The sequence below is a fragment of the Streptomyces sp. NPDC057002 genome (assembly GCF_042673825.1).
In the GTDB taxonomy this organism is placed as follows: Bacteria; Actinomycetota; Actinomycetes; order Streptomycetales; family Streptomycetaceae; genus Streptomyces.
Window position 1 is genome coordinate 337,993 of record NZ_JBHURZ010000009.1, and the last position, 26,250, is coordinate 364,242.

Below are 26,250 nucleotides of genomic sequence, written 5' to 3' on the forward strand. Positions count from 1 at the left end.
ACGAGCGCAGTGCAGGGAGCAGACGCAACAGTGGCGGTTCAGCAGTCAGTGGGTCAGGACCCGTATTTCCCGGGCAACGGTGACCTCAGGTACCGGGTGCACCGGTACGAGCTCACGCTGGACTACCGCCCCGCGCCGAACCGGCTGTCGGGGACCGCGCGGATCAACGCCATCGCGGGCCGCGGGCAGCTCACCGAGTTCCAGTTGAACCTCGCGGACTTCCGGGTGGGCCGGGTGAAGGTCGACGGCCGTACGCCGCACTACACGCACCGGGGCGGCAAGCTGCGGGTGCGCCCCGCGAAGCCGGTGCGCGCCGGTGCGGCCTTCACCGTCGAGGTGCAGTGGTCGGGGAACCCCCGGCCGGTGAACAGTCCCTGGGGCGGTCTCGGCTGGGAGGAGCTGGAGGACGGGGCGCTGGTGGCGAGCCAGCCGGTCGGGGCGCCTTCGTGGTACCCGTGCAACGACCGGCCCGCCGACAAGGCCTCGTACCACATCTCGGTCACGACGCCGTCGGCCTACGCGGTGGTGGCCGGTGGACGCCTGCTGACCCGCACCACGAAGGCCTCGACGACCACCTGGGTCTACGAGCAGGCGGCGCCGACGTCCAGCTATCTGGTGGGGCTGTCGATCGGGAAGTACCAGACGGTGCTGCTGGGTGACCCGGGCCCGGGCGGGGTTCCGCAGCACGGGCACATCCCGGCGCATCTGCTCCCCCGGTTCGCCCGGGACTTCGCGCGGCAGCCCGCGATGATGGACCTGTTCCAGGAGCTGTTCGGGCCGTACCCGTTCGACGAGTACGCGGTCGTCGTGACCGAGGAGGAGCTCGACGTCCCCGTCGAGGCGCAGGGGTTGTCGCTGTTCGGGTCCAACCACGTGGACGGGGAGCGGGGTTCGGAGCGGCTGGTCGCGCACGAGCTGGCGCACCAGTGGTTCGGCAACAGCGTGTCCATCGCCGACTGGCGGCAGATCTGGCTGAACGAGGGGTTCGCGAAGTACGCCGAGTGGCTGTGGTCGGAGCGCTCGGGAGGGCGCAGCGCCCAGCAACTGGCCGCCGGTGCACACCGGTTGCTGTTCTCGCTGCCTCAGGACCTCCGGCTGGCCGATCCGGGGCGGAAGTCGATGTTCGACGACCGTCTCTACCAGCGGGGCGGGCTCGTCCTGCACGCGGTGCGGTGCGCCCTGGGCGACGACGCGTTCTTCCGCATGCTGCGCGGGTGGGCGGGGCAGCACCGGGGCGGGGCCGTGACGACGGCGAACTTCACCGCGCACGTGGGGCGGTTCACGGACGAGCCGCTGGACGCGCTGTTCCACATGTGGCTGTACGGAACGACGCTGCCTCCGCTGCCCTCGCCCCGGACGGGTGGGGCCGTCTAGGACAATGACCGGCATGACGACGCCTTCCTGCACCTGTGGCCGCCCCGGGACCTACGGCGACTGCTGTGGGCGCTACCACTCGGGAGGCGCCGCCGCCCCGACCGCCGAGGCGTTGATGCGGTCGCGGTACAGCGCCTTCGTGAAGGGGGACGCCGGGTATCTGCTGCGGACCTGGCATCCTCGGACGCGGCCCGGGCGGCTGGACCTCGATCCCGGGATGCGGTGGACGGGCCTGGAGATCCTGGACACGAGTGACGGGTCCGCGTTCCACACCACCGGGACCGTGACGTTCCGGGCCTCGTACCGGGGCGGATCGCTGCACGAGCGGAGCCGGTTCGAGCGGGTCGGCGGGGCCTGGGTGTACGTCGACGGAGACATCCTCGACTGAGAGCCGCTCAGAACTAGGGCGCCAGGATGTCCAGTTCCTGGAGGGCTCCGACCGTGATCTCACGGGTCAGTTCCTCCGCGCGGGCCGCGTCGCCCGCGCGGACCGCCTCGGCGACCTGGACATGCAGGGTGACGGCGGCCGGGTCGGGGTCCTCGAACATCACGTCGTGGTGGGTGCGGCCGGCCAGGACCTCGGCGACCACGTCGCCGAGGCGGGCGAACATCTCGTTGCCGGAGGCGGCCAGGACGGCGCGGTGGAAGGCGACGTCGTGGACGAGGTACTCCTCCAGCCTGTGACCGCGTGAGTTGGCGACCATGCCGAGGGCGCACTCGGTGAGCTCGGCGCACTGCTCGGCGGTGGCGTGCCGGGCGGCGAGGCCCGCCGCGACCGGTTCGACCGCCGAGCGCAGCACCGTGAGGGACCGCAACTGCCCGGCGCGGTCGGCGCCGGCCAAACGCCAGCGGATGACCTCGGGGTCGTAGACGTTCCACTCGGACTTGGGGCGGACCGTCACGCCGACACGGCGGCGGGACTCGACCAGGTGCATGGACTCGAGGACGCGGACCGCCTCGCGCATCACGGAGCGCGACACATCGAAACGCTGGGCCAGCTCGTCCGTGCGCAGCACACTGCCCGGCGGGTACTCGCCCGCCGTGATCTCGGGGCCGAGGGTGTCCAGTACATGGCCGTGCAGCCCTCGACCCGGTGTGCTCATGCACTCAGCGTACGGGGTAGATCACGGAGATAAAAAGTCAGACTTATTTGTCACGGCCTCTTGAATTAGTCGTACCTAATGGGTTTCAGTTGCGTCGACATCACGTGTCGACGAAGACAGCAGACAGTGAGGCAGCGATGAACACCCCCCACGTCGTCGTGGTCATGGGCGTCGCGGGCACCGGCAAGACCACCATCGGTCCCCTGCTCGCGGCCCGGCTCGGCGTTCCCTACGCCGAGGGCGACGATTTCCACCCGCAGGCCAACATCGCCAAGATGTCGGCCGGTACGCCGCTCACCGACGAGGACCGCTGGCCCTGGCTGGACGCCATCGGCGCGTGGGGGCACGGGCGGGCCGGGCTCGGCGGGGTGGTCAGCTGCTCGGCACTGAAGCGGTCGTACCGCGACCGGCTGCGGGCCGCCGCGCCCGGCGTGGTCTTCGTGCACCTCGCGGGCGACCGCGCGCTGATCGAGGACCGGATGTCGCACCGGCAGGGGCACTTCATGCCCACGGCGCTGCTCGACTCCCAGTTCGCCACCCTCCAGCCGCTGGAGAGCGACGAGGCGGGGGTCCGCGTGGACGTCCTGGGCAGCCCGGAGGAGATCACCGAACGGGCGGCTAGCGCGCTCGAGGATCTCCCCGAGCCCGTCCAGTAGCCCCTCACTCCCTTCCTACGACTCCTCACCCCAAGGACACCTCACCCGTGACCAGACTCAGCGTCGAGATGCTGGCAGCGGACGCACCCGAGCCGATCACCTCGGCCGGCCACGCTCAGCTGGGCATCGCCGTTCTGGCGGGCATCGCCGTCATCGTCCTGCTCATCACCAAGTTCAAGCTGCACGCGTTCCTGGCGCTGACCATCGGGTCACTGGCGCTCGGCGCGATCGCAGGGGCTCCGCTGGACAAGGTCCTCACCAGCTTCAGCGCCGGCCTCGGCACCACGGTCGCCGGCGTCGGCGTGCTGATCGCCCTGGGCGCGATCCTCGGCAAGATGCTCGCCGACTCCGGGGGCGCCGACCAGATCGTCGACACCATCCTGGAGAAGGCCGGCGGGCGGTCGATGCCGTGGGCGATGGTGCTGATCGCCTCCGTGATCGGACTGCCGCTCTTCTTCGAGGTCGGCATCGTGCTGCTGATCCCGGTGGTGCTGATGGTCGCCAAGCGCGGCAACTACTCGCTGATGCGCATCGGCATCCCGGCGCTCGCGGGCCTGTCCGTGATGCACGGCCTGGTGCCGCCGCACCCCGGTCCGCTGGTCGCGATCGACGCGGTCGGGGCCGACCTCGGCGTGACGCTGGCGCTCGGTGTCCTGGTCGCCGTCCCCACGGTGATCATCGCCGGTCCGGTGTTCTCGAAGTACGCCGCCCGCTGGGTGGACGTGCCCGCCCCCGACAACATGATTCCGCAGCGCGCCTCCGAGGACCTGGAGAAGCGCCCCGGCTTCGGCGCCACGCTGTTCACCGTCCTGCTGCCGGTGATCCTGATGCTCGCCAAGGCGCTGGTCGACATCGTCGTGGACGACCCGGAGAACCCGGTCCAGCGCGTCTTCGACGTCATCGGCGCCCCGATGATCGCGCTGCTCGCCTCGGTGCTGGTCGGCATCTTCACGCTGCTGCGGCCCGCCGGGTTCTCCAAGGAGCGCGTCTCGCCGCTCGTCGAGAAGAGCCTCATGCCGATCGCGGGCATCCTGCTGATCGTCGGCGCGGGCGGCGGCTTCAAGCAGACGCTGATCGACACCGGCGTGGGCCGGATGGTCCTGGAGATCTCCGAGGACTGGTCGATCCCGGCGCTGCTGCTGGCCTGGCTGATCGCGGTGGCGATCCGGCTGGCGACCGGTTCGGCGACGGTGGCGACGGTCTCGGCGGCCGGTCTGGTCGCCCCGCTGGCGGCCGACATGTCGACGACGCACGCGGCCCTCCTCGTCCTGGCCATCGGCGCAGGCTCGCTCTTCTTCAGCCATGTGAACGACGCCGGGTTCTGGATGGTGAAGGAGTACTTCGGACTGACCGTCGGCCAGAACATCAAGACCTGGTCCGTCATGGAGACGATCATCTCGGTGGTCGCCGGCGGCATCGTCCTGCTGTTGTCCTTGGTGATCTAGGAGAGGTACGGCCATGACTGCTCACCCCCTGTTCGACATCGGCGGCCGTACGGCCCTGGTGACCGGCTCCAGCCGGGGCATCGGACTCGCCCTCGCCCGTGGTCTGGCGGAAGCCGGCTGCACGGTCGTCCTGAACGGACGCGACAAGGACCGGCTGGCCGAGGCCGCCGCCGGGCTGCCCGGCGACAAGGTGCACACGGCCGCGTTCGACGTGACCGACGGATCGTCCGTGGCGGACGGGATCGCCGAGGTCGAGGAGCGGGTGGGCCCGCTCGACATCCTCGTCAACAACGCGGGCATGCAACTGCGCGCCCCGCTGCTGGAGTTCACCGACTCGGACTGGCACCGGATCCTGGACACCAATCTGACCAGTGCCTTCCTGACCGGCCGTGAGGCTGCGCGCCGGATGACGGAACGCGGCCACGGCAAGATCATCAACATCTGCTCGCTGCAGAGCGAGGTCGTACGGCCCGGGATCGCGCCGTACGCCGCGACCAAGGGCGCGCTGAAGATGCTCACCAAGGGCATGTGCGCGGACTGGGGCCCGAGCGGTGTGCAGGTCAACGGGCTCGGCCCGGGCTACATCGAGACCGAGCTGACCAAGCCCCTCGTCGACGACGAGGAGTTCAGCGCCTGGGTGCGGCGGCGTACCCCGGCCGGGCGCTGGGGCCGTACGCAAGACCTGGTGGGCGGGGTGCTGTTCCTCGCCTCCCCGGCCGCCGACTTCATCAGCGGGCAGGTGCTGTACGTCGACGGCGGCATGACGAGCGTGCTGTGACCATCGCAGTGACCGATCAGGAGGTTTCGATGCTGGGTTGTGTGATTCACGGTCAGGACGACCTCCGGGTCGCGCAGTTGCCGGTTCCTGAGCCCGGTCCCGGGCAGGCCCTGATCGCCGTCCGGTACGGCGGGGTGTGCGGGTCCGATCTGCACTACTGGCGGCACGGCGGCGTCGGGGACTTCCGGCTCCGCGAGCCGATGGTGCTCGGGCACGAGGTCGTCGGCACGGTGCTCGCGTACGGGGACGGCGCCTCGGGCCCGGCTCCGGGTACGGCCGTGGCCGTGCACCCGGCGACCCCGTGCGGAGTGTGCCCGGAGTGCTCGGCCGGGCGGCGGAACGTGTGCCGGGACACCCGCTATCTGGGCAGTGCGGCGCGTTTCCCGCATGTGCAGGGCGGGTTCGCGGCGCGGGTGGTCGTGCCGAGTGAGCAGTTGCGGGCGCTGCCGGACGGTCTGGAGCCGCGCCGGGCCGCGCTCGCCGAGCCGCTGTCCGTCGCGCTGCACGCGGTGCGGCGGGCCGGGGACGTGGCCGGGCGGCATGTTCTGGTGACCGGTGCCGGGCCCATCGGGTGTCTGGTGGTCGCGGCGGCGAAGGCGGCGGGGGCGGCGCGGGTCACTGTGACGGACCTGCTGCCCGAGGCGTTGGAGTATGCCCGGGTCGCCGGTGCGGACACGGTTGTCCGGGCCGATGACCCGGATGACGCCGGGTGGCCCGATGAAGTCGATGTGGCGATCGAGGCGTCCGGGGTGGCCGCGGGGCTTGACGCGTGTCTGCGGCGGGTGCGGCGGGGTGGGGTTGTCGTGCAGTTGGGGATGTTGCCGCCGGGGCAGAGTCCGTTTGCGGGGAACCTTGTGGTGAGCCGGGAGATCGAGCTTCGGGGGGCGTTCCGGTTCGACACGGAGTTTGATGCGGCGCTGGAGTTGTTGGCTGTGGAGCCGGCGTTCGACGGTCTGGTGAGTGCGGTGGTTCCCGTGGGGGAGGCCGAGTCGGCTTTTGCCCTGGCCGCTGATCGGAGTCGGTCTTGCAAGGTGCTGTTGGATTTCGCCGTTGCGCCGTAGGTGGTTGATGTCGTCCGGGGGCTGCGGGGGCGGTGTGGTTGTTCGCGCAGTTCCCCGCGCCCCTGAAGGGCAACACCTACAAGCGCCATAGAGAGTGCTGTCGGGTCGCCCAGTCGCTGCTCACCTTGCCCGTTCGCATTCCTCTGCGGGCCTCCGGGTCCGCCACCGCCATGCCGATGTGGCCCGCCAGGACGATTCCTATGGTGAGGGCCAGCCAGTCGTGGACGAAGGTTGCGCTGGTGCGCCAGAGCAGGGGGGTGAGGTGGGTGAACCACATCATCAGGCCGGTGGCGAGCATGACGAGGGTGGCTCCGGCGATCCAGGCCGCGTAGATCTTCTGGCCGGCGTTGAACTTGGCGGCCGGGCGGGAAGCCTGCCGTTTGTCGCGGTGCAGGGCGGCGCGCAGCCAGGTGCGGTCGTGGGGGCCGAAGCGGTTGAGCCGGCCGAGGTCGGCTCGGAAGGCGCGGGAGGCGAGGCCTGCCAGGACCGGGACGGGCAGGGCGAGGCCTGACCACTTGTGCAGGGTGACGACCAGGGCACGGCGGCCTACGAGTTCGGCGAGCTGAGGGACGTAGAGGCAGGCCGCCGTCAGTACGCAGACGCCCATCAGGGCGGCCGTCGTGCGGTGGATCCAGCGCTCGGCCCGGGTGAAGCGGCCGACCTCGGCCGCGGTGTCAGCTAGTGGGGGCATCGTCGCGTCCGTTCGAGCGGCCCACCCAGGCGTCGACGTCGTAGCCGCGCTCCTCCCAGTAGCCCGGCTCGACCTCGTCGGTGAGGGTGATGCCGGAGAGCCACTTGGCCGACTTGTAGAAGTACATGGGCGCCACATAGAGGCGTACCGGGCCGCCGTGGGAGTGGCCGAGGTCCTTGTCCTGCATCCGCAGGGCGACCAGGACGTCCGCGCGGCGGGCCTGGGCGAGGGTGAGGCTCTCGCTGTACGTGCCGTCGAAGCAGGTGAAGCGGACCGCCTTCGCGGTGGGGCGTACCCCGGCCGCGTCGAGGAGCCGGGAGAGACGTACGCCTTCGAACGGCGTGTCCGGGACCCGCCAGCCGGTGACGCACTGGACGTCGCGGACCATGCGGGTCTGCGGGAGGGCCTTCAGCGCGTCCAGGGTGTAGGTGGTGGGGCGGTCGACCAGGCCGTCGATCCTGAGGCGGTAGGTGTCGTCGTTCTTGCGCGGGACGGACGAGGCGACCGAGTAGTAGCGGAAGCCGCCGCCGTTCGGGAGCAGTCCGGTCAGGCCGGTGGGGTCCTTGTCGGCGGCGCCGCCGAGGAATCCCTCCAGGCCGCGCTGCAGCTTGGGCGCGGCGGCGACGCCCAGGGCGCCCAGGGCGAGGGTGCCGAGGAAGACACGGCGGCCGACCGGGGTGCCCCGCTCCTCGGGGTGTCCGTCGTTCACGCCGTCTTGTACGTCCTCGTGCACGCCCCCATTCACGTCCTTGCCCGCGTTCTCGTTCACGTTCTCATTCGAACACCCGCAGCCCCCGGTAGGACAGGGATCGCGGGTGCTCGTCAGAGTTCCGTAACCGGTTCTTACGTCCGGTGCGTCAGGACGACGCGGCCTTGTCCAGCTGGAACGCCTCGTTGCCGAGCCCGATCCGGGCGTGCTTCTCGGGGGCGCGGGCGCGCAGCACCAGGCCCAGGACCAGGCCGGCGGCCAGGGCGAGGCCGATGACGCCGGGCAGGACCCAGCTCAGCGAGGAGTCGGGGCCGGCGCCGACCAGCACCTCGAAGTCCTTCACCGTGTAGCCGGCGATCACGAGCAGGGCGAGGCCCGACAGCGTGGCGGTGGCCAGCCGCCAGGCCTGGGCGCCGGCGGCGCCGCGGCGGACGAAGAAGACGACGACCGACAGGGAGGCCGCCGCCATCAGCACGATCACGCCGAGGGCGCCGATGTTGCCGAGCCAGGTGAACAGCTGCAGGACGGGCGCGGTCGGGTCGCCGACCGGCTTGTCGTCGGCGATCGCGAAGGCGATCACGACCACCACGGCCGTGACGGTCTGCAGCAGCGAGCCGGTGCCGGGGGCGCCGCTGGTGCCGCTGGTGCGGCCGAAGGCGGCGGGCAGCAGGCCCTCGCGGCCCATGGCGAAGGCGTACCGGGCGACGACGTTGTGGAAGCTGAGCAGGGCGGCGAACATGCCGGTGACGAACAGGACGTGCAGGACGTCGGTGAAGGTGCCGCCGAGGCGGGACTCGGTGAGGAAGAACAGCAGTCCCGCGCTCTGCTTCTGGGCCGTGCCGACGATCGCGGAGGGGCCGGTGGCGACGGTGAGGGCCCAGCTGCTCAGCGCGAAGAAGACGGCGACCCCGCCGACGGCGAAGAACATCACGCGCGGCACCAGGACGTGCGGGCGGCTGGTCTCCTCGGCGTAGACGGGGGCCTGCTCGAAGCCGAGGAACGCGGCGATGCAGAAGCACAGGGCGGTGCCGACGCCCGCGCCGGTGAGCGTGTCGGGGTTGAAGGCGTGCAGCGACAGGCCTTCCTTGCCGGGGTCGGCGAGGGCGGCGACGTCGAAGATCACGACGAGGAGCACCTCGATGACCAGCAGCACGCCGAGCACCCGCGCGTTGACGTCGATCTTCAGCCAGCCGAGCAGTCCGACGGCCAGGGCGGCCACCAGGGCCGGTATCCACCAGGCGATCTCCACGTCGGCGTACGTGGCGAGGAGCCCGGAGACCTCGAAGCCGAAGATGCCGTAGATGCCGATCTGGAGCGCGTTGTAGGCGACGAGGGCGACCAGGGCGGCACCCGCGCCGGCGGTGCCGCCGAGGCCGCGGGAGATGTACGCGTAGAAGGCGCCCGCGTTGTGGACGTGGCGGCTCATCTCGGCGTAGCCCACGCTGAACAGGACCAGGACGACGCCGAGGACGACGAAGAGCAGCGGCTGGCCGACGATGCCCATCACCGCGAATGTAGTGGGCATGACACCAGCGACCACCATGAGCGGGGCGGTCGCCGCGAGGACGGAGAGCAGCAGTCCCCCGGTGCCGAGGCGGTCGGCGCGCAGGGCGCGCTCCTGCCCCTTGAACGTACTGATGCCGCCGCCGGCGGCGGACGTGCTCGTACTCGAACTGTCCGTGGTCATCGGGAGAGCGTCCTCACTTCTGAAATGGCGGGGGGTCAGGCCGTGCCGAGTGCGCCGGCGCGAGCGGCGGCGAAGGCGGTGTGCGGGTCGCGGTCCGGGTACGACCAGGGCGCCGGGGTGGCGTACCGGCCGATCCGGTGGAACAGGGCGGCGGCCTCGGCGCCCCGCCCCTCGCAGAACTTGGCATGGGCGAGGAAGTTCAGGTCGATCAGCCGGCGCGGGTGGCCCTCCAGCTCCCACTCCAGCCACCAGTCGAAGGCGGCCTTCATCACCTGCCGGGCACGGCGGCCGGCCCAGTGGCCCGAGGCGGCCGGATCGGCGGGCTCGTACCCGGCGGCGGCCAGCACGCGGTAGCGCTCGGCGTGGGCGACGACGGGCAGGATCGCGAGCGGAGAGTCGGCCGGCGCCTGTTCGGCGGCCCAGTTGGCGAAGTCGTAGACCTCGTGCAACGGGTCCGGGCCGGCGTCGGTACGGCGTGCGGCGAGCCGGGCGACCATCAGGTGGTGGGCGTGGTGGTGGTCGGCATACCGGCCGCGAACCGCCTCGAACTGCCGGACCACGTCCAGGTCCCTGCCGGTCGCGCACTCCAGCATGAGCAGGCCGAGCCACGGGGTGGGGTCGGCCGGGGCACGGGCGGCGGCGGTCTCGCAGGCCTCGCGGGCGCGGACCGGCTTGCCCTTGCCGCGCAGCACCCGCCGGACCTCGGCGAGGGCGAGCAGGACGGAGGCGTCGGCGGACTCGGGTTCGGCGAGCAGCCACTCACGGGCCCAGGCGGCGCTGTAGGACTCCCCGGCGAGGACCGTGATCCGGTGGCCGCGGCGGTCCCAGTCCTCTCCGGTCCGGACTAGCAGGGAACGGACGTGCTGCCAGCGGCCCTGCGCCAGCGCGGCGCGCGCGGCCACGAGGTCGGCGTCGTCGAGGGCCTCGTCGAAGGCCTGTGCCGCACGTCTGCGGCCACGGCCGAGGGGAGGCGGGGGTGGGGACACCGCGGGACTTCCTCACGCGCTCTTCTGGTGTTTCGGCTCACGGCGGTCGATGGGGCGCGGGTGTGCGCAATGCCATGAACTGATCACACACAGCCAACCCCCCGCCAACGGTTGACGTCAAGGGCCGCCATCGCGTTACACGCGTCAAGTAGCGTGACTCGTGAGGGTTTTGTGATCAACGGGGTGTGGGAGGAGCGTGAGACCGACATCCGATTTTTCCGTTTCGCCCTTTGTGACGTACGTCATAGCGTTGGCCGGTTTTGACCCGGACCATGGCAGGACGTACGGGCGCGCCGGGCGGAGCCGGCCGGTACAGTCGGCCCCTACGCAACCGTGAACCCGACCTGATGATCGAGGTACACCGCGTGTCGGTTCTAGTACTCGTGCTCGCCCTGAGCGCCGCCTGCTGTCTGGGCTTCGGCTTCGTTCTGCAGCAGAACGCGGCCCAGCGGGCTCCGCTGAGCGACTTCCTCTCCTTCCGCCTGCTGATCGACCTGGTGAAGGTGCCGCGCTGGCTCGGCGGCATCGCGCTGATGGTGGTCGGCATGGCGCTGGGCGCCGCCGCCCTCGGGCAGGGCGAGCTGTCCCTGGTGGAGCCGCTGCTGGCGACGAACCTGCTGTTCGCGCTCGCGCTGTCCCGCAGGCAGACCAAGCAGCCACTGGGCCGCCAGGGCTGGGCGGGGCTCCTGCTGCTGGCGGGCGGGGTGACCGCGTTCATCGTGGCGGGCCAGCCGCAGGGCGGAGCCGCGACGGCGGATCCGGTGCGGCAGTGGCTGATCATCGGGGCCATGGTCGGTCTCGCCCTGCTGCTCACGACCCACGCCAAGCGTTCGCGGCTGAGCTCCGGACCGGTGCTGCTGGCCCTGGCCGCCGGGCTGCTGTACGGCGTGCAGGACGCGCTGACCCGGGTGAGCGGGCAGAAGTTCTCCGAGGGCGGCTTCGCCGAGCTGCTGACCGGCTGGCAGCCGTACGCGGTCCTCGCGCTGGGCGTCACGGGGCTGGTCCTCGTGCAGAGCGCCTTCGAGACTGCCTCCCTGCGCAAGTCGCTGCCCGCCCTGACCGCGGCCCAGCCGCTCGCCGGGATCATCTGCGGCGTCGGCTTCCTCGGCGACCGGCTGCGGACCGACGCGGTGGCCCTGAGCTGGGAGGCGGGCGGTCTGCTGGCCGTGGTCGCCGGGATCGTGCTGCTGGGGCTGCATCCGGCGATGCCGCACGGACTGGCGAAGCGGGCCCACGTGGGAAAGCTGCAGGCACAGCCGCAGCCCCAGTGATTTCCGGCGCCGCTCACTGCTTGGATGAGGGCATGAGCGCTGCTGACGAGATCCTCGACATCGTCGACGAGAACGACCAGGTCATCGGGCAGTTGCCCCGAGGCGAGGTCTACGCCGGCGGCCTGCGGCACCGCTGTGTGTTCATCCAGGCCCGGGACGCCGAGGGGCGTCTCTTCGTGCACCGGCGGACACCCACCAAGCTGGTCTTCCCCTCCCTCTACGACATGTTCGTCGGCGGCGTGGTCGGCGCGGGCGAGGCCTACGGCACGGCGGCCCTGCGCGAGGCCGAGGAGGAACTGGGCGTGACCGGCCTGCCGGACCCGCGGTACCTTTTCAAGTTCCTCTACGACAACGGCGCCGGCCAGAGCTGGTGGTCGGCGGTGTACGAGGTCCGCTGCGAGCTTCCCGTGCGGCCCCAGGCCGAGGAGGTGGCCTGGCACGACTTCCTGCCCGAGGACGAGGTGGAGCGGCGCCTCGGGGACTGGGAGTGGGTGCCGGACGGGCTGGCGGCGTACGAGCGGCTCAAGGCGTTCCGGGCGAGGCCGTAGCCGGCGCCGGCGACCGGCGATCGCCTCCCGGGTAGGGTCGCGCACGTGATCGAGTTCGTACGGAACGTCCGGTTGTGGTTCGCGCCCGCCGAGGTCCGGCAGGACGGCGAGACGCCCGACTACCGGTTCTCACTGGCGAACGAACGCACCTTCCTGGCCTGGCTGCGCACCGCCCTCGCGCTGATCGGCGGCGGCTTCGCCGTGGACCAGTTCCTGCCGGACCTGCGCTGGGGCTGGCGGGTGGGGCTGGCCCTCGCACTGCTCGCCGCGGGGGTGCTGTGCTCGCTGCGGGCGGTCAACCATTGGGTGCGCTGCGAGCGGGCCATGCGCCGGGGCGAGGATCTGCCCGTCTCCCGGTTCCCGGCGTTGCTGAGCCTCGTCGTGGCGGTCGTCGCCGTGGCGATGGTGCTGGTGGTGCTCGTGGGGTGGGAGGGGTGAGCGCGGCTCACAGCGCGCCTCGCACACCCGACCGCGACCCCGGGCTCCAGCCCGAGCGAACCCGGCTCGCGTGGCGGCGTACGACCCTCTCCGGCACGGTCTCGGCCGTGCTCGCCGTGAAGACCGCGCTGCACGGTGGCGTGTCGGTGGCCGGGGTCGTCGCGTGCGCCCTGTGCTGTGTCCTGTGGCTGGGCTTCCTCGGCGTCGCCCACCGCCGTATCCGCACGCTCTCCGCCTCGGGCAGCCCAGCGGCGTTCGCGCCCCGGCACGCGACGGCCGCGGTGCTGTGCACGGTGGCGATGGCGGCGTGCGGGGCGGCCCTCGTCCTCTGAGACGCACTGCGCCTCGACGGCCGACGGCTACGCGCCCTCCGTCTCCCAGTCCACCGTCACGACGATCTTGCCGCGGGTGCGGCCCTCCTGGTTCAGCACGTGCGCGTCCGCCGCCCGCTCCAGCGGGAACGTCTCGGAGACATGCACGCTCACCACGCCCTGTTCCGCCAGTTCGGACAACCGCTGGAGGTCCTCGGCGTCGGGGCGCACGAAGTAGTAGCGGCCGCCGTAGTTCACCACGTCGCCGTCGGCGATCGACACCAGTCGCCCCTCGGGGGCCAGCAGGTTCGCCGAGGCCTTCAGCGCGTCTCCGCCGACCGTGTCGAACACCGCGTCCACGCCCTCGGGCGCCAGCCCCCGCACCCGCTCCCCCAGGCCCTCCCCATAGGTCACCGGCTCACCGCCGAGGCCCCGCACGAAGTCGTGGTTGGGCTCGCTCGCCGTACCGATCACCCGGGCGCCGAGGTGGGTGCCGAGCTGTACGGCGAGCGATCCCACGCCGCCGGCCGCCGCGTGCACCAGGACGGTCTCGCCCCGCTTCACCTGGAGCACCTTCAGCAGCACCTGGTAGGCGGTGAGCCCGACCAGCGGCAGTCCGGCCGCCTCCTCGAAGGAGAGGTTGCGCGGCTTGCGGGCGAGGGTGCGCAGGGGCGCGGCCACGTACTCGGCGAAGGTGCCCCGGGAGAGGAAGTCCTCGCGTACGTACCCGATGACCTCGTCCCCGACGTCGAACTCCGAGACGGCCACGCCGGGCCGTACGACGACGCCCGAGACGTCCCAGCCGGGCACCACGGGGAAGACGGGTTCGAGGATGGCGTCGAGGTAGCCCTCACGGGCCTTCCAGTCGACGGGGTTCACGGACGCCGCCCGCACCTTCACCAGCACCGCGTCCGGGCCGACCTTGGGATCGCGGACCTCCCCGAACGCCAGCGCCTCGGGTCCGCCGTACCGTGAGTAGCTGATGGCCTTCATGGCTCCGACCTTCGAGGCTCCCCGCACGGCCCGCAAGCCGGATGGCCTGAACGAAGCGGGCCGGCTCTCGGGCCTCCCCGGCGTCCCGCGGGAGGAGCCGTCGGCCTATCGTGGCTCCGATCACGTTTCGGCCCCCCTCTGGACGACATACCGACCGGTCGGCATCATGAGTCGGGAACCGTCCATCTCCCCGTAGGAGCGACGCATGAGCCCCGACCACCCGCCCGGACTCGATCTCGACCGGCTTCGCGGCCTGCTCGACCGGGAGCGCCCCGGCCTGGTGAACGGCCCGCTGTCCGGCCGGCTGATCGAGGGCGGACGGTCGAACCTCACGTACGCGGTCTCCGACGGCACCGCACGCTGGGTCGTAAGGCGGCCTCCGCTCGGCCATGTGCTGGCCACCGCGCACGACATGAAGCGCGAGCACCGGGTGATCAGCGGGCTGTATCCGACCGCCGTGCCGGTTCCGCGGCCGGTGCTGCTGTGCGAGGACGAGGAGGTCCTCGGGTCGCCCTTCTACGTCATGGAGTTCGTCGAGGGCACCCCCTATCGCACCGCCGACCAGCTCGCCCCGCTCGGTCCGGAGCGGACCCGCGGCGCGGTGCTGAACCTGGTGGACACGCTGGTGGAGCTGCACGCGGTGAACCCGGGCGAGGCCGAGCTCGCGGACTTCGGGCGGCCCGAGGGCTTCCTGGACCGGCAGCTGCGGCGCTGGGGCAAGCAGCTGGACGCCTCCCGCAACCGCGAGCTGGACGGCATCGACGAACTGCACGCCGCCCTCGGCCGTGACCTGCCCCGCTCCCCCGCCCCGGCCGTCGTGCACGGCGACTACCGGCTCGACAACGTCCTCATCGGCGAGGACGACCAGATCAAGGCCATCCTCGACTGGGAGATGTCGACGCTGGGCGACCCGCTCACCGACCTCGGTCTGCTGGTCATGTACAGCATGCCGCTGGGCATGCCCGAGTCCCCCGTCTCCACGACCGCCGAGGCCCCCGGGCATCCGGCGCCGTCCGAACTCATCGAGCGGTACGCCGCGCGCTCGGGGCGCGACGTCTCCGCGGTCTCCTGGTACACGGCGTTCGCCTGGTTCAAGCTCGCCGTGATCCTCGAGGGCATCCACTACCGCTACACGCTCGGCCAGACGGTCGGGCGCGGGTTCGACCGCATCGGCGACCTCGTGCCCGTCTTCGTCCGGCACGGGCTGACCACGCTTCACGAGGGCCTTCAGGAGGGCTGATCCATATGGACTTCGCGTTCGACGCACGCACCGAGGAGCTGCGCGCCAAGCTGCTCACGTTCATGGACGAGTACGTCTATCCGGCCGAGGCGGTGGCGGACGAGCAGCGTGCCGCGCTCGCCTCGCCGTGGGAGACGGTGCCCGTGGTGGAGGAGCTGAAGGCCGAGGCGCGCAGGCAGGGCCTGTGGAACCTCTTCCTGCCGGACTCCGAGTACGGGGCCGGTCTCACCAACCTCCAGTACGCGCCGCTCGCCGAGATCATGGGCCGGTCCCCGCAGCTGGCGCCGACGGTGACCAACTGCGCGGCGCCCGACACCGGGAACATGGAGGTGCTGACCCAGTTCGGCGACGAGCAGCAGCAGAAGCAGTGGCTGGAGCCGCTGCTGGCCGGTGAGATCCGCTCGGCGTTCGCGATGACCGAGCCGGAGGTGGCCTCCTCGGACGCCACCAACATCACCACGCACATCGAGCGGGATGGCGACGAGTACGTCATCACCGGCCGCAAGTGGTACATCTCCGGGGCGATGCACCCCGACTGCAAGATCTTCATCGTGATGGGCAAGACGGACCCGGACGGCGACGACATCCGCCGTCAGCAGTCCATGGTGCTGGTGCCCCGTGACACGCCGGGTGTCACGATCAAGCGGGCGATGCAGGTCTTCGGCTACGAGGACCACTACCACGGCGGCCATGCCGAGGTGATCTTCGACCGGGCGCGCGTGCCGGCGTCGAACCTGATCGGCGAGGAGGGCGGCGGTTTCGCCATCGCGCAGGCCCGGCTCGGTCCCGGCCGGATCCACCACTGCATGCGGCTGATCGGCATGGCGGAGCGGGCGATCGAGCTGATGTGCCGGCGGGCGGTGTCCCGTACGGCCTTCGGGAAGGCGCTGGCGCAGCAGGGTGTGGTGCACAACTGGATCGCGGACGCGCGGGTGACGGTCGAGCAGTTGCGGCTGCTGGTGCTGAAGACGGCCTGGCTGATGGACACGGTCGGGAACAAGGGCGCGCACACCGAGATCCAGTCGATCAAGATCGCTACGCCTCGGGCGGTGGTGGACATTCTCGACCGGGCGATCCAGCTGCACGGTGCGGGGGGTGTCAGTCAGGACTTCCCGCTGGCGGAGCTGTACGCGGGGGCGCGGACGCTGATGATCGCGGACGGGCCCGATGAGGTGCATCAGCGGTCGCTGGCTCGGCGGGAGTTGAAGAAGTACGTCTGAGGTGGTGCGGGCGGTGGGGGTCTTCTCGCCCCCGCCGCCCCTACCCGTCCCATCTTCCAGGGGGCTCCGCCCCCTGGGTCAGGGGCGCAGTGCCCGCATCAGCAGGTCGGCCAGGTGGTCGGCTACCTGTTGGGGGCTCATGGGACCATCCGGCCGGTACCACGTCGACAGGTGGTGGACCGAGCCGAAGTGGTAGTCGACGACCAGGTCCGCCGGGGTCGTCTTCGAGAAGACACCCGACTCCTGGCCCTCCTCCACCAGCGCGCGGAAGCGCTCGTGGTAGCGGCGGCGCTCGGAGCGGACCTGCTTGTTCTTCTCGGGGCTGAGGTGGTGCATCGACCGCCAGAAGATCATCGCGTCGTCGAGGTTGTCGATGGTCGTCACCACGACGTCCGCGGCCGCGGACCGCAGCCGCTTCTCCACCGGCTCGTCCGCGTCCGCGACGGCGTCCAGCCGCTCCTGCTGGATGCGCAGCACACGCGCGTACACCTCGTGCAGCAGGTCGTCCTTGGAGCCGAAGTAGTGGTACAGCGCCCCCTTGGTGACACCGGCCGCCTCGACGATCTCCTGCACCGAGGTGCGGTCGTAGCCCCACTCGGCGAAGAGCCGGGTGGCGGCGGCCAGGAGCCGCTGAGGCACGGGGATGCCGTCCGAGTCCGTCGTCCTGGGCACTGCCGCCACCTGCCTTTCCGTACTGCTGGTCAATTGTCTTGCGTCCGGGAACGCAGTTCCCGACGGAGGATCTTCCCACTGGCCGTCTTCGGCAAGTCGGGCAGGATCTCCACCTGGCGCGGGTATTTGTAAGCGGCCAGTCTCTCCTTGCAGTACGCGGCGAGCGCATCCGGGTCCGTCTCGGCGTCCGGACGCAGGCTGATGTACGCCTTGACGGTCTCCCCGCGATAGCCGTCGGGCACCCCGACCACGGCGGCCTCGCGCACCGCCGGGTGCGTGTAGAGCACGTCCTCGACCTCACGCGGCCACACCTTGAAACCGGACGCGTTGATCATGTCCTTCTTGCGGTCGACGACGTACAGCCAGCCCTGCTCGTCCATGAAGCCGATGTCGCCGGTGCGCAGTTCGGCCCCGGGGAAGGTCTCGGCGGTGGCGTCGGCGCGCCGCCAGTAGCCGGGCACGACCTGCGGGCCGCGTACGGCGATCTCGCCCTGCTCGCCGAAGGGCACCTCGGCGCCGTTGTCGTCGACGATCCGTACGACGGTGTCGGGGCCGGGCAGGCCCACGGCGAGCGTCCCGGAGGCCGGGTCGACGGGCGCCTCCAGACCGGGCGGCACGGAGGCGCAGGGCGCGGTGCACTCGGTCAGCCCGTAGCCGTTGCGAATGTACGGACCGAAGCCCGCCCGGAACTTCTCCACCAGCGCGGGCGGCAGCGGGGCGCCGCCGGAGGAGATCACCCGGAAGGAGGAGAAGTGCTCACGGGTGACGGAGGGGTGGGCGGCCAGCGCCATGAAGGCCGTGGACGGGCCGACCGTGTAGTGCGGCGCGTGCTCGGCGAACGCGTCCAGCACCGTGCCCGCCTCGAAGCGGTAGGCCAGCACGAGCGTGCCCCCGCTGTTCAGACAGGCGCCGAACTGGCAGACCATGCCCGTGATGTGGAACAGGGGCGCCATCGCGAAGTACACGGGCCGCTCGGGCAGCCCCAGGCCGGTCCGCTGCCGCTCGGCGTTGTACATGATGTTGCCGTGGGTGTTGGTGGCACCCTTGGGCGCGCCGCTCGTGCCGGAGGTGTAGCTGATCAGCGCGATGTCGGAGGGGCCGGGTTCCCGGTCCTCGGGCGCCTTGTGCCCGGCCCGCGCCACGGTCACCAGGTCATCGGCGTCCCGGGCCTGCGGCAGCCGCTCGAAGGTGAGCACGCGCGCGTCGTCACGCGTCTGGAAGTCCAGCTCGCACCCGGTGAGCACGATCCGCACGGGCGAGTCCGCCGCCGTCTCGCGCAGATACGACTCCCACGCCCGGTCCGAGCAGATCAGCGCGGCCACCTCGCCGTCCCGCAGGACGTGGGTCACCTCGCCCGCTTTGTACATCGGGTTGACGGGCACGACGACCGCGCCCGCCTTCCACGCACCGAGCACGGCGAGCACGAAGTGCGGGGAGTTCTGGAGCAGCACCGCTACCCGGTCACCGCGTTCCAGGCCGCGTGCCGCGAGGTGCCCGGCGACGGAGTCGCTGAGCTCGTCGACGTCCCGGTAGGTCAGCCGGCCGTCGAAGTAGGCCAGGAAGTCACGGTCCGGCGTCTCGGCCATCACCCGCCGCAGAGCGTGTACGAGGGAGCCGGCGGGGCTTATCGGGCCCTTCTGGGCCTCGTCGAGCAGGTCCAGCCAGGGCTTGGCGGCGTAGCGGGACTCTGTCACCGGCTCGCCTCCCACTGCTGCTGGATGCGGTTCATGCCGGTCAGCCACCGGTCGGGGTCACCGGCCCGGGCCTGATGGTAGGCGGCGACCTCCGGGTGCGGCAGGATCAGGAACCGGTCCTCCTCGATGCCCTTGACCAGGGCGTCCGCGACGGCCTCCGGCTCGATCGCGGTCGGCTGCAGGACCAGGTCACCCGCGCTGCCGGTGGCGGCGAGCATGTCGGTGCGGACGCCCTGCGGGCAGATGGCGTGGACCTTCACGCCCCGGTGCCGGTAGGTCAGCGACAGCCACTCGGCGAAGGCCAGGGCGCCGTGCTTGGTGACGGCGTAGGGGGCGGCGCCGATCATGGTGAGCAGCCCGGCGGCGGACACGGTGGACACGAACCGGCCACTGCCGCGCTCCAGCCAGGCGGGCAGCAGTTGCTCAGCCGCCCGGACATGGGCCATGACGTTCACGTCCCAGGACGTCGCCCACGCCTTCTCGTCCAGCGCCTGACCGGAATCGACGCCGTCGAAGGCGACACCGGCGTTGGCGCAGTACACGTCGACGGTCCCGCCGAGCGCGTCCCGGGCGTCCCCGACGATCGCCGAGGCATCACCGGGCACGGCGATGCCCCCGACCTCGTCCGCGACGTGCTTGGCCCGCTCGGCGTCCAGGTCGTTGACGACGACCCGGGCCCCCTCGGCGGCGAAGCGCCGGGCAAGCGCGGCCCCGATACCTCCACCGGCCCCCGTGACAACGACTCCGGCCCCTTGAAAGGCTCCCACCATCGGTCTCCTTAGACGCGGCTCAGCAATGGCGCCAGACTAACCGGTCGGTATGTACCGCGGAAGGGGTATCGGCAACGCCCCTCAAGGGGCGCGGGGAACTGCGCGATCGACCACAGACGGCCCGCTGCCTCCCCACAGCCCGCGGGAGCGCATACCGTGCCCATGCCGACCGTCCCCGCTCAAGGAGGCCACCGCATGCGCCCTTCCAGACGAGCCGTACTCACCGCGACCACGGCGGCAGCCCTCTCTACCGCACCCGCCGCCGCAGCAGCCCAGCGCCACAGAAAACTACGCACCGGCTTCGAACGACTCGCCCAAGACGGCTACACCCTGCTCGGCAACCAAAAGGTCGGCATCGTCACCAACCCCACCGGCATCACCCGCGACGCCCGCCACATCGTCGACGTCATGCACGCGGACGACCGCGTCGACCTCACCTCCGTCTTCGGCCCCGAGCACGGCTTCCGGGGCACCGCACAGGCCGGCGGCTCCGAGGGCCGCTACGACGACCCGGCGACCGGCCTGCCCGTCTACGACACGTACCTCAAGAGCGGCCGGCCCCTCGCCGACATCTTCACCGCGTCCGGCGTGGACACGGTCGTCTTCGACATCCAGGACGTCGGCGCCCGCTTCTACACGTACATCTGGACCCTGTACGACTGCATGGAGGCCGCGCAGCTCGCCGGCAAGCGGTTCGTGGTCCTGGACAGGCCCAACCCGGTGACCGGGCGGGCGGCGCTGGGGCCCGTGCTGCACAAGGAGTTCGCCACGTTCGTCGGGCGGCAGCCCGTCTCCCAGGCCCACGGGATGACCGTCGCGGAGCTGGCTCGGCTGTTCAACGGCGAGTTCCTGACCGACCCCGTGCCGCTGGAGACCGTGACGATGTCGGGCTGGAAGCGCTCGGAGTTCTACGACGCCTCCGGCCTGCCCTGGGTGCCGCCGAGCCCGAACATGCCGACGCCCGAGACGGCCCTGGTGTACTCGGGGACGTGTCTGTTCGAGGGCACGAACCTGTCGGAGGGGCGGGGCACGACCCGGCCGTTCGAGCTGCTGGGCGCGGAGGGCGTCGACCGGCGCTGGGCGGAGGGGGCGAACGAACTCGGGCTGCCCGGTGTGCGGTTCAGGGAGGCGTACTTCGCGCCCACCTTCTCGAAGTTCCAGGGCAAGACGATCGGCGGCGTACAGGTCCATGTGCACGACCGGGCCGCGTTCGACCCCGTGCGCACGGGAATCGCCCTGCTGGTGACCGCCAAGCGGGCCTGGAGCGGTTTCGCCTGGCGCCCCGACAACTGGATCGACAAGCTCACCGGCTCCACGCGCGTGCGCACGATGATCGACGCGGGTGCGGACACCGACGAGGTCGTGGCGGGGTGGCAGCAGGACCTGGCGGCGTTCCGGCGGACGCGGCGGGAGTACCTCGTCTACCGCTGAGCGAGGCATGCCGCGGTACCCAATGCGCCCGTGACGTATGGCCAAGTCGCCCCGTTGGCAGGACGATGCGCCCAGATCGTGGCGTCACCCGGGGGCTAGGGGGCCTGTCATGGCGGATCCGGCGATGAGTGTGGCTCCCTACTGGGAGCTGACCTTCGACGCGGACGGGGACCCGGCGGGCCGCCAGCGGGACCGGTTGCTCGCCGGGGTGGCCGAACGGAAGGTGCGCGACCTGATCGTCTTCGCGCACGGCTGGAACAACGACCGTTCGGGCGCGACCCGGCTCTACGACCGTTTCCTCGCACCCGTCCCACGGCTGGCCCCGGCGGCCCGGGTCGGGTACGTCGGGGTGCTGTGGCCGGCGATGCGGTTCTCCGACGAACCGATCCCGGACCTGCCCCGGGCCGTGGCGGCCGGGGCCCCCGGGCGTCCCGCGCTCGACAAGGACACGCGGCACGCGCTGCTGGAGACCTTCCCGGGCCGGGCGATCCTGGTCGACCAGATCGCGCGGCTGCTGGAGCAGCAGCCGCGGGAGGAGTCCGAGCTGGAGGAGTTCGGGCGACTGGTGCGGCTGCTGGTGGAGGTGGTGGCGCCCGGGCCGCAGGAGCTGTTCGCGGCGGACACGGTGGCGGAGGGGGCGCCGCAGAGCGAGCCGGAGATGTTCGCCGGATCCTCGGCGGCGGCCTGCGAGGAGTTCGCGCAGGCGCTCGCGGAGCTCGAAGCGTCCGGCGCACGGCGGGACTTCAGGCTCCCGAACCCCTGGGACGGTGCGCACGAACTGCTGCGGCAGGCGGCGTACTACGCGATGAAGCGGCGCGCGGGAACCGTCGGTGAGCGCGGTCTCGGCCGGGTCGTCGGGCAGCTCGCGAAGGCGGCGCCGGGCGTGCGCGTGCACCTCGTGGGGCACAGTTTCGGCGCCCGGCTGGTGTCGTTCGCGCTGCGCGGACTCCCCGAGGGCGTGCGCACGGTGAAGTCCGTGACGCTGCTCCAGGGGGCGTTCTCGCACTACGCGTTCGCGGCCCGGCTGCCGCACGACGCGCGCGCCGGAGGGGTGCTGCAAGGGCAGCAGAACCGTGTCGACGGCCCTGTGGTGTGCTGCCACTCCCGGCACGACTCGGCCCTCGGCACGTTCTACCCGCTGGCGTCGCGGATGGCGGGCGACAGCTGGTCGGCCACCGGCCTCGATCCGATCCGGGCCCTGGGCGAGAAGTGGGGCGCGATGGGCTGCGGCGGGGTGCGGGCGGTGCCGGGCACGCGCGCGTACACGCTCGCCAAGGCCCTGACGGTGGAACTGCCCGCCTCGGGGTGCGTGAACGTCGACGCGGCGGCGGTGGTCAGACGCGGCGGCCCGCCGGCCGGCGCGCACAGCGACATCCTGCACGAGGAGCTGGCGCGCTTGGTGCTGGCGGCGGGCCGCGTCCGCTGACCCGCCGTCAGCCACAGAAGCCCTGGCGTCACCGGTGCGAGGTGAACTCCACGACCTGCTGGTAGGTCGGCCGGTTCTGCCAGCTGATCTTGCCGTGCTTGATGCCGCCGAGGGTGCGGTGGATGACCGAGTCGGCGCACCACTGGTCGCCCGCCGAGCACTGGTCGTCGCCGGGGTAGACCTGGGCGGCGGTCTTGCCGGCCGCCTCCTTCAACGTGCTGATCAGCGTGTCGCGGCAGGCGCCGAGGCTGCCGTCGCCGCAGTACTTCCTGGCGAGCGGACCCTGCACCTGCTCGCCGAGCACGGCCCGGATGTCCTTGTCGACATAGCTCCACCAGCCGTACTGGAATGAGCTTCCGGCGTGCGAGCCGGTCGGTCCGTGGGCGGCCGACGGGGACTCGTCGACGGGCAGGTTCGCGGTCATGGCGGCATAGAGCTCACTGCCGAGGCCCGGTTCGAACTCGGCTTTGACCAGCAGCAGCCACCAGGCGTCCAGGATGCGGATCGCGTCGGCGTCGGCGTACTTCTTGGAGCCGGCCGAGGTCTCCGTGCGCTTGCCGCCGGCCGCGACCCAGGCCTGGAGCTTGCTCACGGCAGCGGCCGCGGCGGGGTCGGTGACCGGTGAACTGTTGACGACCTTCAGCAGGTCGGGCAGGACGTCCTCCGCCCTCAGGTCGGCCGTTGCCGCGTCGGCCATGGCCTTCACCAGCGCGGCCCGGGTCACCCCGCCCTGCCGGACCAGCTTCTTCACCCGGTCCTCCAGGAGGTTGCCGCGGTGCACGGAGCCGTTGCCCCAGGGAGCTGTCGTGTAGTCCTTGGCCTGCTTGTTGTTCCAGGAGATGTAGTAGTCCTGGTCGATCGAGTTGGGATGGGCGGAGGGCGGGGTGTAGTCGGCCGTGTTGGTCGCCGGGTCCCAGCCACGCCACTCGTACGCCGGCCGCGCCCACGCCGGGAACTCGGCGTCGACGCCGTTCGCGCGCACCGGGTTGTCGCCGCTGTTGTAGTACGCGGTGTGCTCGGAGTCGGCGTAGAACCAGTTGAAGGTGTAGTTGATGTGCTGCACCGCCTTCTGGAAGGACTCCGGGCCCTTGACGTAGTCGGGGTCGTTCAGCATCTGGAAGCCGATGATGGAGTCGGCCTCGTGCAGGAAGGACGAGCGCAGGGTGGTGTAGGCGACCTTCTTGCCGCCGACCGTCGCGCGGTACTCGACGGGGCCGTACTTCGTGCGCCAGACGCGCATCGTGTAGGAGCCGGCCGCGGTGCCGTCGGCCGTGGTCGGCTTCCAGGCGTTCTTCTGCTCGACCTTCTCCATCGGTGTGCAGGTGCCGCGGTACAGGTAGTGGTAGTCGTCCTGGCACAGTTCGACGGCGTAGGTGTCGATGATGTCCTGGCCGGAGGTCGTGGCGCTCCACGCGTAGTCCTGGCCGCGGCCGAGTTCGACGTACATGCTCAGGCCCGCGAAGGAGGCGCCGCGGGCGCTGATGCCCGGGCCCTGGATCTCCTGGAGCAGCAGCAGCTGGGGGGCGAAGTAGCCGGTCTGCGGGCCGAACACGGCGACGGGGTGGCCGCTGGCGGTGTGCTCGCCGCCGACCACGAGGGCGTTGGACATACCGCGCCTGGCGGACGACAGGGCCGTCTTGGCCGCTTCGCCGGACGCGCCGGTGGCACTGGGGGTCTTGGCGCTGCCGGTGCGGTCGTACACGAGCGGCTCGGGCTCGACCGAGCCGGCGTCGGGCAGGGCCGTGCCCTGCGGGTCGTCGGGCTTGGTCGCGTACGGGAAGCTGCCGTCGTGGACGGTGAGGACGGCCTCCGGGTCGTTGCGCTCGCGGAAGGACTCCCAGACCTTGGTGCCCTCCGCCACGCCGTACTTCTCCTGGGCGGCGAGCAGCGAGAGCGCGTTGTTGACCTCGCCGCCCCCGCCGGAACCGAACAGCGCGCCGATGACCGCGCCCAGCGCGACCAGGTCGGTGATCTTGAAGTGCTCGATCTTCCCGGCGTTGGTGACGGAGTCCTTGTGCCCGGTGAGGACGTACTCGCCCGGGAAGTAGCGGCCGCTGTCCGAGGCGTCGATGTAGGAGTTGATGCCGTCGAGATAGGCCGTGGCGTCGGCGAGGGCCTGCTTGCCGCGCTCGCCGTTGGTGGCGACGGCGTTGTCGATCTGTGCCTGGAGATCGGCCTCGGTGTACGGGGCGTGCCGCCAGAACTGCTGCTCCAGGCCCTGGTTGGAGGGCGCGCCGCCGGCGAAGGAGGTCAGCTGACCGCGCCCGACGTGCCGGAAGACGTCCATCAGCCACAGCCGGTCCTGGGCGGCCGCGTAGCCGGCCCCGAACTCGGTGCCGTACCGAGTGGTGCCGGTGATGTGCGGCACACCCGTCTTCTTGTCACGGACGATCGTCACGTCGCTGCGCCCGGCCGGCTTGACCGTGGAGGCGACCTGGTCCGCCGGGACCCCGAAGGACGCGTCGTTGAAGAAGTTGTTGATCTTGTCGTTGGTGAGGCCGGTGTAGCCCTTGGCGAGATTCGCGTAGGGCCCGAGCTGGTCCTCGGCGTGCTCGGGCTGGGTGCCGAAGGCCTGGTTGAGGAGGATCTGGGCGAGGGTGGCGTTGCCGTTCTGGCCCGGCGGGAGGATGTCCGAACACTGGTTCCCGCAATGGTCGTTCGCCGCGGCCGCGACCTGCGCTGTCGGTGTTTCCGCGGCGGCCGCCGGGGCAAGCGGCGACAAAAGACCTGCGATCAGGGCGCATACCGAAGCGGTCTTCAGGAACCCGGGGAATCCCCGGGGAGTTCTCATTCTGCCGAGAACGGTGCGTGGGGTACGCCGTGGCATGGGGGGCTCCTCCCGAGGGGGTGGCCGGATGTTACCGCCGGTAGCCCCGGGATTGAAGATGAACAAGCGTCACTTCTTGGAGTCAGCACAACAGGCACACGGACCACGGCAGTCGACTCGCGAGCCTCTTAGGACGGCTTATGGAGGGCATTTGAAATCGGATGGAGCCGATTCGCTTGTCGATACGTCTATTCGGCGACGTCCGTACGACGACGCCGAAGTGACCGGATTACAGGTGCAGGTGTGACGGAGGTGCAGGACGATGGCCGGTTTCCGGAGTCTGGCGAGACAGGTCCGCGATCCGCGGTGCGATCTGGCCTTGCGACGCTATTCGCTGCGCAAGTGCCTTGAGAGGTTCGCCCCTTACGGGCACAGGGCGACCTGGGACCATTTGTGCGCCCGGGCGGGATTCGGTCCCGAGGACCGGTCCCCCGATCCAGTGCGGCTCGTGGCCGCACTGGACGAGCTGGAGGAGGCGCGGGCGGTCTGGCTGGCCTACGAGGTCGAGTTCGCCGAGCGCCGCAAGAAGGAGAAGCACGACGGACTGCGCCGGCCGGGCAGCGTGGACGACTGGCACCGGCTGACCTGGGGCGGTTTCGGCGTGGCGTGGTGCGACGATCCGGCGGTCCATCCCCGTGAACCGCTGGCCGAGGTGCTGCGCCGGCTGATCGCCGCGCTGGAGCGCGAACCGGGCTCGGCGTGCCCGGTGTGCGGCGGGGAGCAGCTCGCCTGGAAGTACGACCTGGACCACGAACCATCGGCGGGTCCGGTCTGCGCGGACTGCGGAATCCTGGTACCGCGTCCCGTGCTCACGCCCGAGTCCCTGGCGTACGCCAGGCGGGCACGGCCACTGTTGATGTCGGCTTGACGAACGCGGGTGCGCGGGGGGTGCGCCGGGGATGCCGCACCCCCACTGTCG

At 71.1% G+C, this 26,250-nt stretch carries 25 protein-coding genes; 15 read left to right on the plus strand and 10 right to left on the minus strand.

Features of this window, described 5'->3' with window-relative positions; genetic code table 11:
- The first annotated feature begins 30 nt into the window (after nt 1-30).
- Nucleotides 31-1,374 (plus strand): M1 family metallopeptidase, encoded by a 1,344-nt coding sequence (locus ACFT32_RS36915; protein ID WP_382497889.1) that lies wholly within the window; start codon nt 31-33, stop codon nt 1,372-1,374.
- A gap of 13 nt (nt 1,375-1,387) precedes the next feature.
- Nucleotides 1,388-1,762 (plus strand): YchJ family protein, encoded by a 375-nt coding sequence (locus ACFT32_RS36920; protein ID WP_382497891.1) that lies wholly within the window; start codon nt 1,388-1,390, stop codon nt 1,760-1,762.
- A 13-nt stretch (nt 1,763-1,775) separates the two neighbouring features.
- On the opposite strand, the gene ACFT32_RS36925 is transcribed toward ACFT32_RS36920, so the two are convergent.
- Complete coding sequence (locus tag ACFT32_RS36925) at nt 1,776-2,477, minus strand: FadR/GntR family transcriptional regulator (RefSeq protein ID WP_382497893.1); 702 nt, start codon at nt 2,475-2,477, stop codon at nt 1,776-1,778.
- Between the two features lie 137 nt (nt 2,478-2,614).
- Between ACFT32_RS36925 and ACFT32_RS36930 the strand changes: the two genes are divergently transcribed.
- From ACFT32_RS36930 to ACFT32_RS36945, 4 genes are read left to right on the plus strand one after another with little or no spacing between them, the layout of a single operon-like run.
- The gene (locus ACFT32_RS36930) at nt 2,615-3,133 is read left to right on the plus strand and encodes a gluconokinase (protein WP_382497895.1); all 519 of its coding nucleotides are present in this window, start codon (nt 2,615-2,617) and stop codon (nt 3,131-3,133) included.
- A 47-nt stretch (nt 3,134-3,180) separates the two neighbouring features.
- The gene (locus tag ACFT32_RS36935; RefSeq protein ID WP_382497897.1) at nt 3,181-4,578 is read left to right on the plus strand and encodes a gluconate:H+ symporter; all 1,398 of its coding nucleotides are present in this window, start codon (nt 3,181-3,183) and stop codon (nt 4,576-4,578) included.
- Between the two features lie 13 nt (nt 4,579-4,591).
- Entirely contained in the window at nt 4,592-5,356 is a 765-nt protein-coding gene (locus ACFT32_RS36940; protein ID WP_193480350.1) for an SDR family oxidoreductase, read from the plus strand.
- Nucleotides 5,357-5,385: 29 nt separating this feature from the next.
- Nucleotides 5,386-6,417, plus strand: a complete 1,032-nt coding sequence (locus ACFT32_RS36945; RefSeq protein WP_382498136.1) for an L-idonate 5-dehydrogenase — start codon at nt 5,386-5,388, stop codon at nt 6,415-6,417.
- 76 nt (nt 6,418-6,493) lie between these two features.
- Here the strand turns inward: ACFT32_RS36945 and ACFT32_RS36950 are convergent, their stop codons facing one another.
- The 4 genes from ACFT32_RS36950 to ACFT32_RS36965 all read right to left on the minus strand — a co-directional run bounded on the left by ACFT32_RS36950 (nt 6,494) and on the right by ACFT32_RS36965 (nt 10,490).
- Entirely contained in the window at nt 6,494-7,108 is a 615-nt protein-coding gene (locus ACFT32_RS36950; protein ID WP_382497899.1) for a cytochrome b/b6 domain-containing protein, read from the minus strand.
- Nucleotides 7,092-7,817, minus strand: a complete 726-nt coding sequence (locus ACFT32_RS36955; RefSeq protein ID WP_382498137.1) for a molybdopterin-dependent oxidoreductase — start codon at nt 7,815-7,817, stop codon at nt 7,092-7,094. The genes ACFT32_RS36950 and ACFT32_RS36955 overlap by 17 nt, the downstream gene beginning before the upstream one ends.
- A 148-nt stretch (nt 7,818-7,965) precedes the next feature.
- Nucleotides 7,966-9,504 (minus strand): APC family permease, encoded by a 1,539-nt coding sequence (locus tag ACFT32_RS36960; protein WP_382497900.1) that lies wholly within the window; start codon nt 9,502-9,504, stop codon nt 7,966-7,968.
- A 35-nt stretch (nt 9,505-9,539) separates the two neighbouring features.
- On the minus strand, nt 9,540-10,490 hold the full coding sequence (locus ACFT32_RS36965) for a hypothetical protein (RefSeq protein ID WP_382497902.1): 951 nt from the start codon (nt 10,488-10,490) through the stop codon (nt 9,540-9,542).
- A gap of 365 nt (nt 10,491-10,855) precedes the next feature.
- Here ACFT32_RS36965 and ACFT32_RS36970 point away from each other — a divergent pair, with 365 nt between their 5' ends.
- Genes ACFT32_RS36970 through ACFT32_RS36985 form a run of 4 tightly spaced genes read left to right on the plus strand, consistent with a single transcriptional unit; the run spans nt 10,856 to nt 13,079 of the window.
- Entirely contained in the window at nt 10,856-11,761 is a 906-nt protein-coding gene (locus ACFT32_RS36970; RefSeq protein WP_382497903.1) for a DMT family transporter, read from the plus strand.
- 32 nt (nt 11,762-11,793) lie between these two features.
- Nucleotides 11,794-12,309, plus strand: coding sequence for an NUDIX hydrolase (locus tag ACFT32_RS36975; protein ID WP_382497905.1), 516 nt, complete (start codon nt 11,794-11,796; stop codon nt 12,307-12,309).
- Between the two features lie 45 nt (nt 12,310-12,354).
- A complete protein-coding gene (locus ACFT32_RS36980; protein WP_215122459.1) occupies nt 12,355-12,747 on the plus strand; it encodes a YidH family protein in 393 nt (130 codons plus the stop codon).
- A complete protein-coding gene (locus ACFT32_RS36985; protein ID WP_382497907.1) occupies nt 12,744-13,079 on the plus strand; it encodes a DUF202 domain-containing protein in 336 nt (111 codons plus the stop codon). The genes ACFT32_RS36980 and ACFT32_RS36985 overlap by 4 nt, the downstream gene beginning before the upstream one ends.
- Before the next feature lie 27 nt (nt 13,080-13,106).
- Here ACFT32_RS36985 and ACFT32_RS36990 read toward each other — a convergent pair whose 3' ends face one another.
- Nucleotides 13,107-14,051 (minus strand): NADP-dependent oxidoreductase, encoded by a 945-nt coding sequence (locus tag ACFT32_RS36990; RefSeq protein WP_382497909.1) that lies wholly within the window; start codon nt 14,049-14,051, stop codon nt 13,107-13,109.
- Nucleotides 14,052-14,256: 205 nt separating this feature from the next.
- Between ACFT32_RS36990 and ACFT32_RS36995 the strand changes: the two genes are divergently transcribed.
- Both ACFT32_RS36995 and ACFT32_RS37000 read left to right on the plus strand, forming a co-directional pair.
- Nucleotides 14,257-15,291 (plus strand): phosphotransferase family protein, encoded by a 1,035-nt coding sequence (locus tag ACFT32_RS36995; RefSeq protein WP_382497911.1) that lies wholly within the window; start codon nt 14,257-14,259, stop codon nt 15,289-15,291.
- A gap of 5 nt (nt 15,292-15,296) precedes the next feature.
- The gene (locus tag ACFT32_RS37000; protein ID WP_382497913.1) at nt 15,297-16,511 is read left to right on the plus strand and encodes an acyl-CoA dehydrogenase; all 1,215 of its coding nucleotides are present in this window, start codon (nt 15,297-15,299) and stop codon (nt 16,509-16,511) included.
- A gap of 78 nt (nt 16,512-16,589) precedes the next feature.
- Here the strand turns inward: ACFT32_RS37000 and ACFT32_RS37005 are convergent, their stop codons facing one another.
- Genes ACFT32_RS37005 through ACFT32_RS37015 form a run of 3 tightly spaced genes read right to left on the minus strand, consistent with a single transcriptional unit; the run spans nt 16,590 to nt 19,647 of the window.
- Complete coding sequence (locus ACFT32_RS37005) at nt 16,590-17,183, minus strand: TetR/AcrR family transcriptional regulator (RefSeq protein WP_382497915.1); 594 nt, start codon at nt 17,181-17,183, stop codon at nt 16,590-16,592.
- 29 nt (nt 17,184-17,212) lie between these two features.
- A complete protein-coding gene (locus ACFT32_RS37010) occupies nt 17,213-18,877 on the minus strand; it encodes a class I adenylate-forming enzyme family protein (RefSeq protein WP_382497917.1) in 1,665 nt (554 codons plus the stop codon).
- Nucleotides 18,874-19,647, minus strand: coding sequence for an SDR family oxidoreductase (locus ACFT32_RS37015; protein ID WP_382497919.1), 774 nt, complete (start codon nt 19,645-19,647; stop codon nt 18,874-18,876). The genes ACFT32_RS37010 and ACFT32_RS37015 overlap by 4 nt, the downstream gene beginning before the upstream one ends.
- Nucleotides 19,648-19,842: 195 nt before the next feature.
- On the opposite strand from ACFT32_RS37015, the gene ACFT32_RS37020 reads away from it, so the two are divergent.
- Complete coding sequence (locus ACFT32_RS37020; protein ID WP_382497921.1) at nt 19,843-21,078, plus strand: exo-beta-N-acetylmuramidase NamZ domain-containing protein; 1,236 nt, start codon at nt 19,843-19,845, stop codon at nt 21,076-21,078.
- 109 nt (nt 21,079-21,187) lie between these two features.
- Complete coding sequence (locus ACFT32_RS37025; RefSeq protein WP_382497922.1) at nt 21,188-22,504, plus strand: serine-threonine protein kinase; 1,317 nt, start codon at nt 21,188-21,190, stop codon at nt 22,502-22,504.
- A 28-nt stretch (nt 22,505-22,532) separates the two neighbouring features.
- Here the strand turns inward: ACFT32_RS37025 and ACFT32_RS37030 are convergent, their stop codons facing one another.
- Nucleotides 22,533-25,331 (minus strand): penicillin acylase family protein, encoded by a 2,799-nt coding sequence (locus ACFT32_RS37030; protein ID WP_382497924.1) that lies wholly within the window; start codon nt 25,329-25,331, stop codon nt 22,533-22,535.
- A gap of 262 nt (nt 25,332-25,593) precedes the next feature.
- Between ACFT32_RS37030 and ACFT32_RS37035 the strand changes: the two genes are divergently transcribed.
- Nucleotides 25,594-26,199 carry a hypothetical protein gene (locus tag ACFT32_RS37035; protein ID WP_382497925.1) on the plus strand — a complete coding sequence of 202 codons (606 nt, stop codon included), beginning with the start codon at nt 25,594-25,596 and terminating at the stop codon, nt 26,197-26,199.
- Nucleotides 26,200-26,250: the final 51 nt, after the last annotated feature.

Coding starts and splice junctions, on each gene's coding strand:
- ACFT32_RS36920 (WP_382497891.1), top strand. CDS start 1,388: ATGACGACGCCTTCCTGCACCTGTGGCCGCCCCGGGACCTACGGCGAC.
- ACFT32_RS36925 (WP_382497893.1), bottom strand. CDS start 2,477: ATGAGCACACCGGGTCGAGGGCTGCACGGCCATGTACTGGACACCCTC.
- ACFT32_RS36930 (WP_382497895.1), top strand. CDS start 2,615: ATGAACACCCCCCACGTCGTCGTGGTCATGGGCGTCGCGGGCACCGGC.
- ACFT32_RS36940 (WP_193480350.1), top strand. CDS start 4,592: ATGACTGCTCACCCCCTGTTCGACATCGGCGGCCGTACGGCCCTGGTG.
- ACFT32_RS36945 (WP_382498136.1), top strand. CDS start 5,386: ATGCTGGGTTGTGTGATTCACGGTCAGGACGACCTCCGGGTCGCGCAG.
- ACFT32_RS36950 (WP_382497899.1), bottom strand. CDS start 7,108: ATGCCCCCACTAGCTGACACCGCGGCCGAGGTCGGCCGCTTCACCCGG.
- ACFT32_RS36960 (WP_382497900.1), bottom strand. CDS start 9,504: ATGACCACGGACAGTTCGAGTACGAGCACGTCCGCCGCCGGCGGCGGC.
- ACFT32_RS36975 (WP_382497905.1), top strand. CDS start 11,794: ATGAGCGCTGCTGACGAGATCCTCGACATCGTCGACGAGAACGACCAG.
- ACFT32_RS36990 (WP_382497909.1), bottom strand. CDS start 14,051: ATGAAGGCCATCAGCTACTCACGGTACGGCGGACCCGAGGCGCTGGCG.
- ACFT32_RS36995 (WP_382497911.1), top strand. CDS start 14,257: ATGAGCCCCGACCACCCGCCCGGACTCGATCTCGACCGGCTTCGCGGC.
- ACFT32_RS37000 (WP_382497913.1), top strand. CDS start 15,297: ATGGACTTCGCGTTCGACGCACGCACCGAGGAGCTGCGCGCCAAGCTG.
- ACFT32_RS37015 (WP_382497919.1), bottom strand. CDS start 19,647: ATGGTGGGAGCCTTTCAAGGGGCCGGAGTCGTTGTCACGGGGGCCGGT.
- ACFT32_RS37020 (WP_382497921.1), top strand. CDS start 19,843: ATGCGCCCTTCCAGACGAGCCGTACTCACCGCGACCACGGCGGCAGCC.
- ACFT32_RS37025 (WP_382497922.1), top strand. CDS start 21,188: ATGGCGGATCCGGCGATGAGTGTGGCTCCCTACTGGGAGCTGACCTTC.
- ACFT32_RS37030 (WP_382497924.1), bottom strand. CDS start 25,331: ATGCCACGGCGTACCCCACGCACCGTTCTCGGCAGAATGAGAACTCCC.
- ACFT32_RS37035 (WP_382497925.1), top strand. CDS start 25,594: ATGGCCGGTTTCCGGAGTCTGGCGAGACAGGTCCGCGATCCGCGGTGC.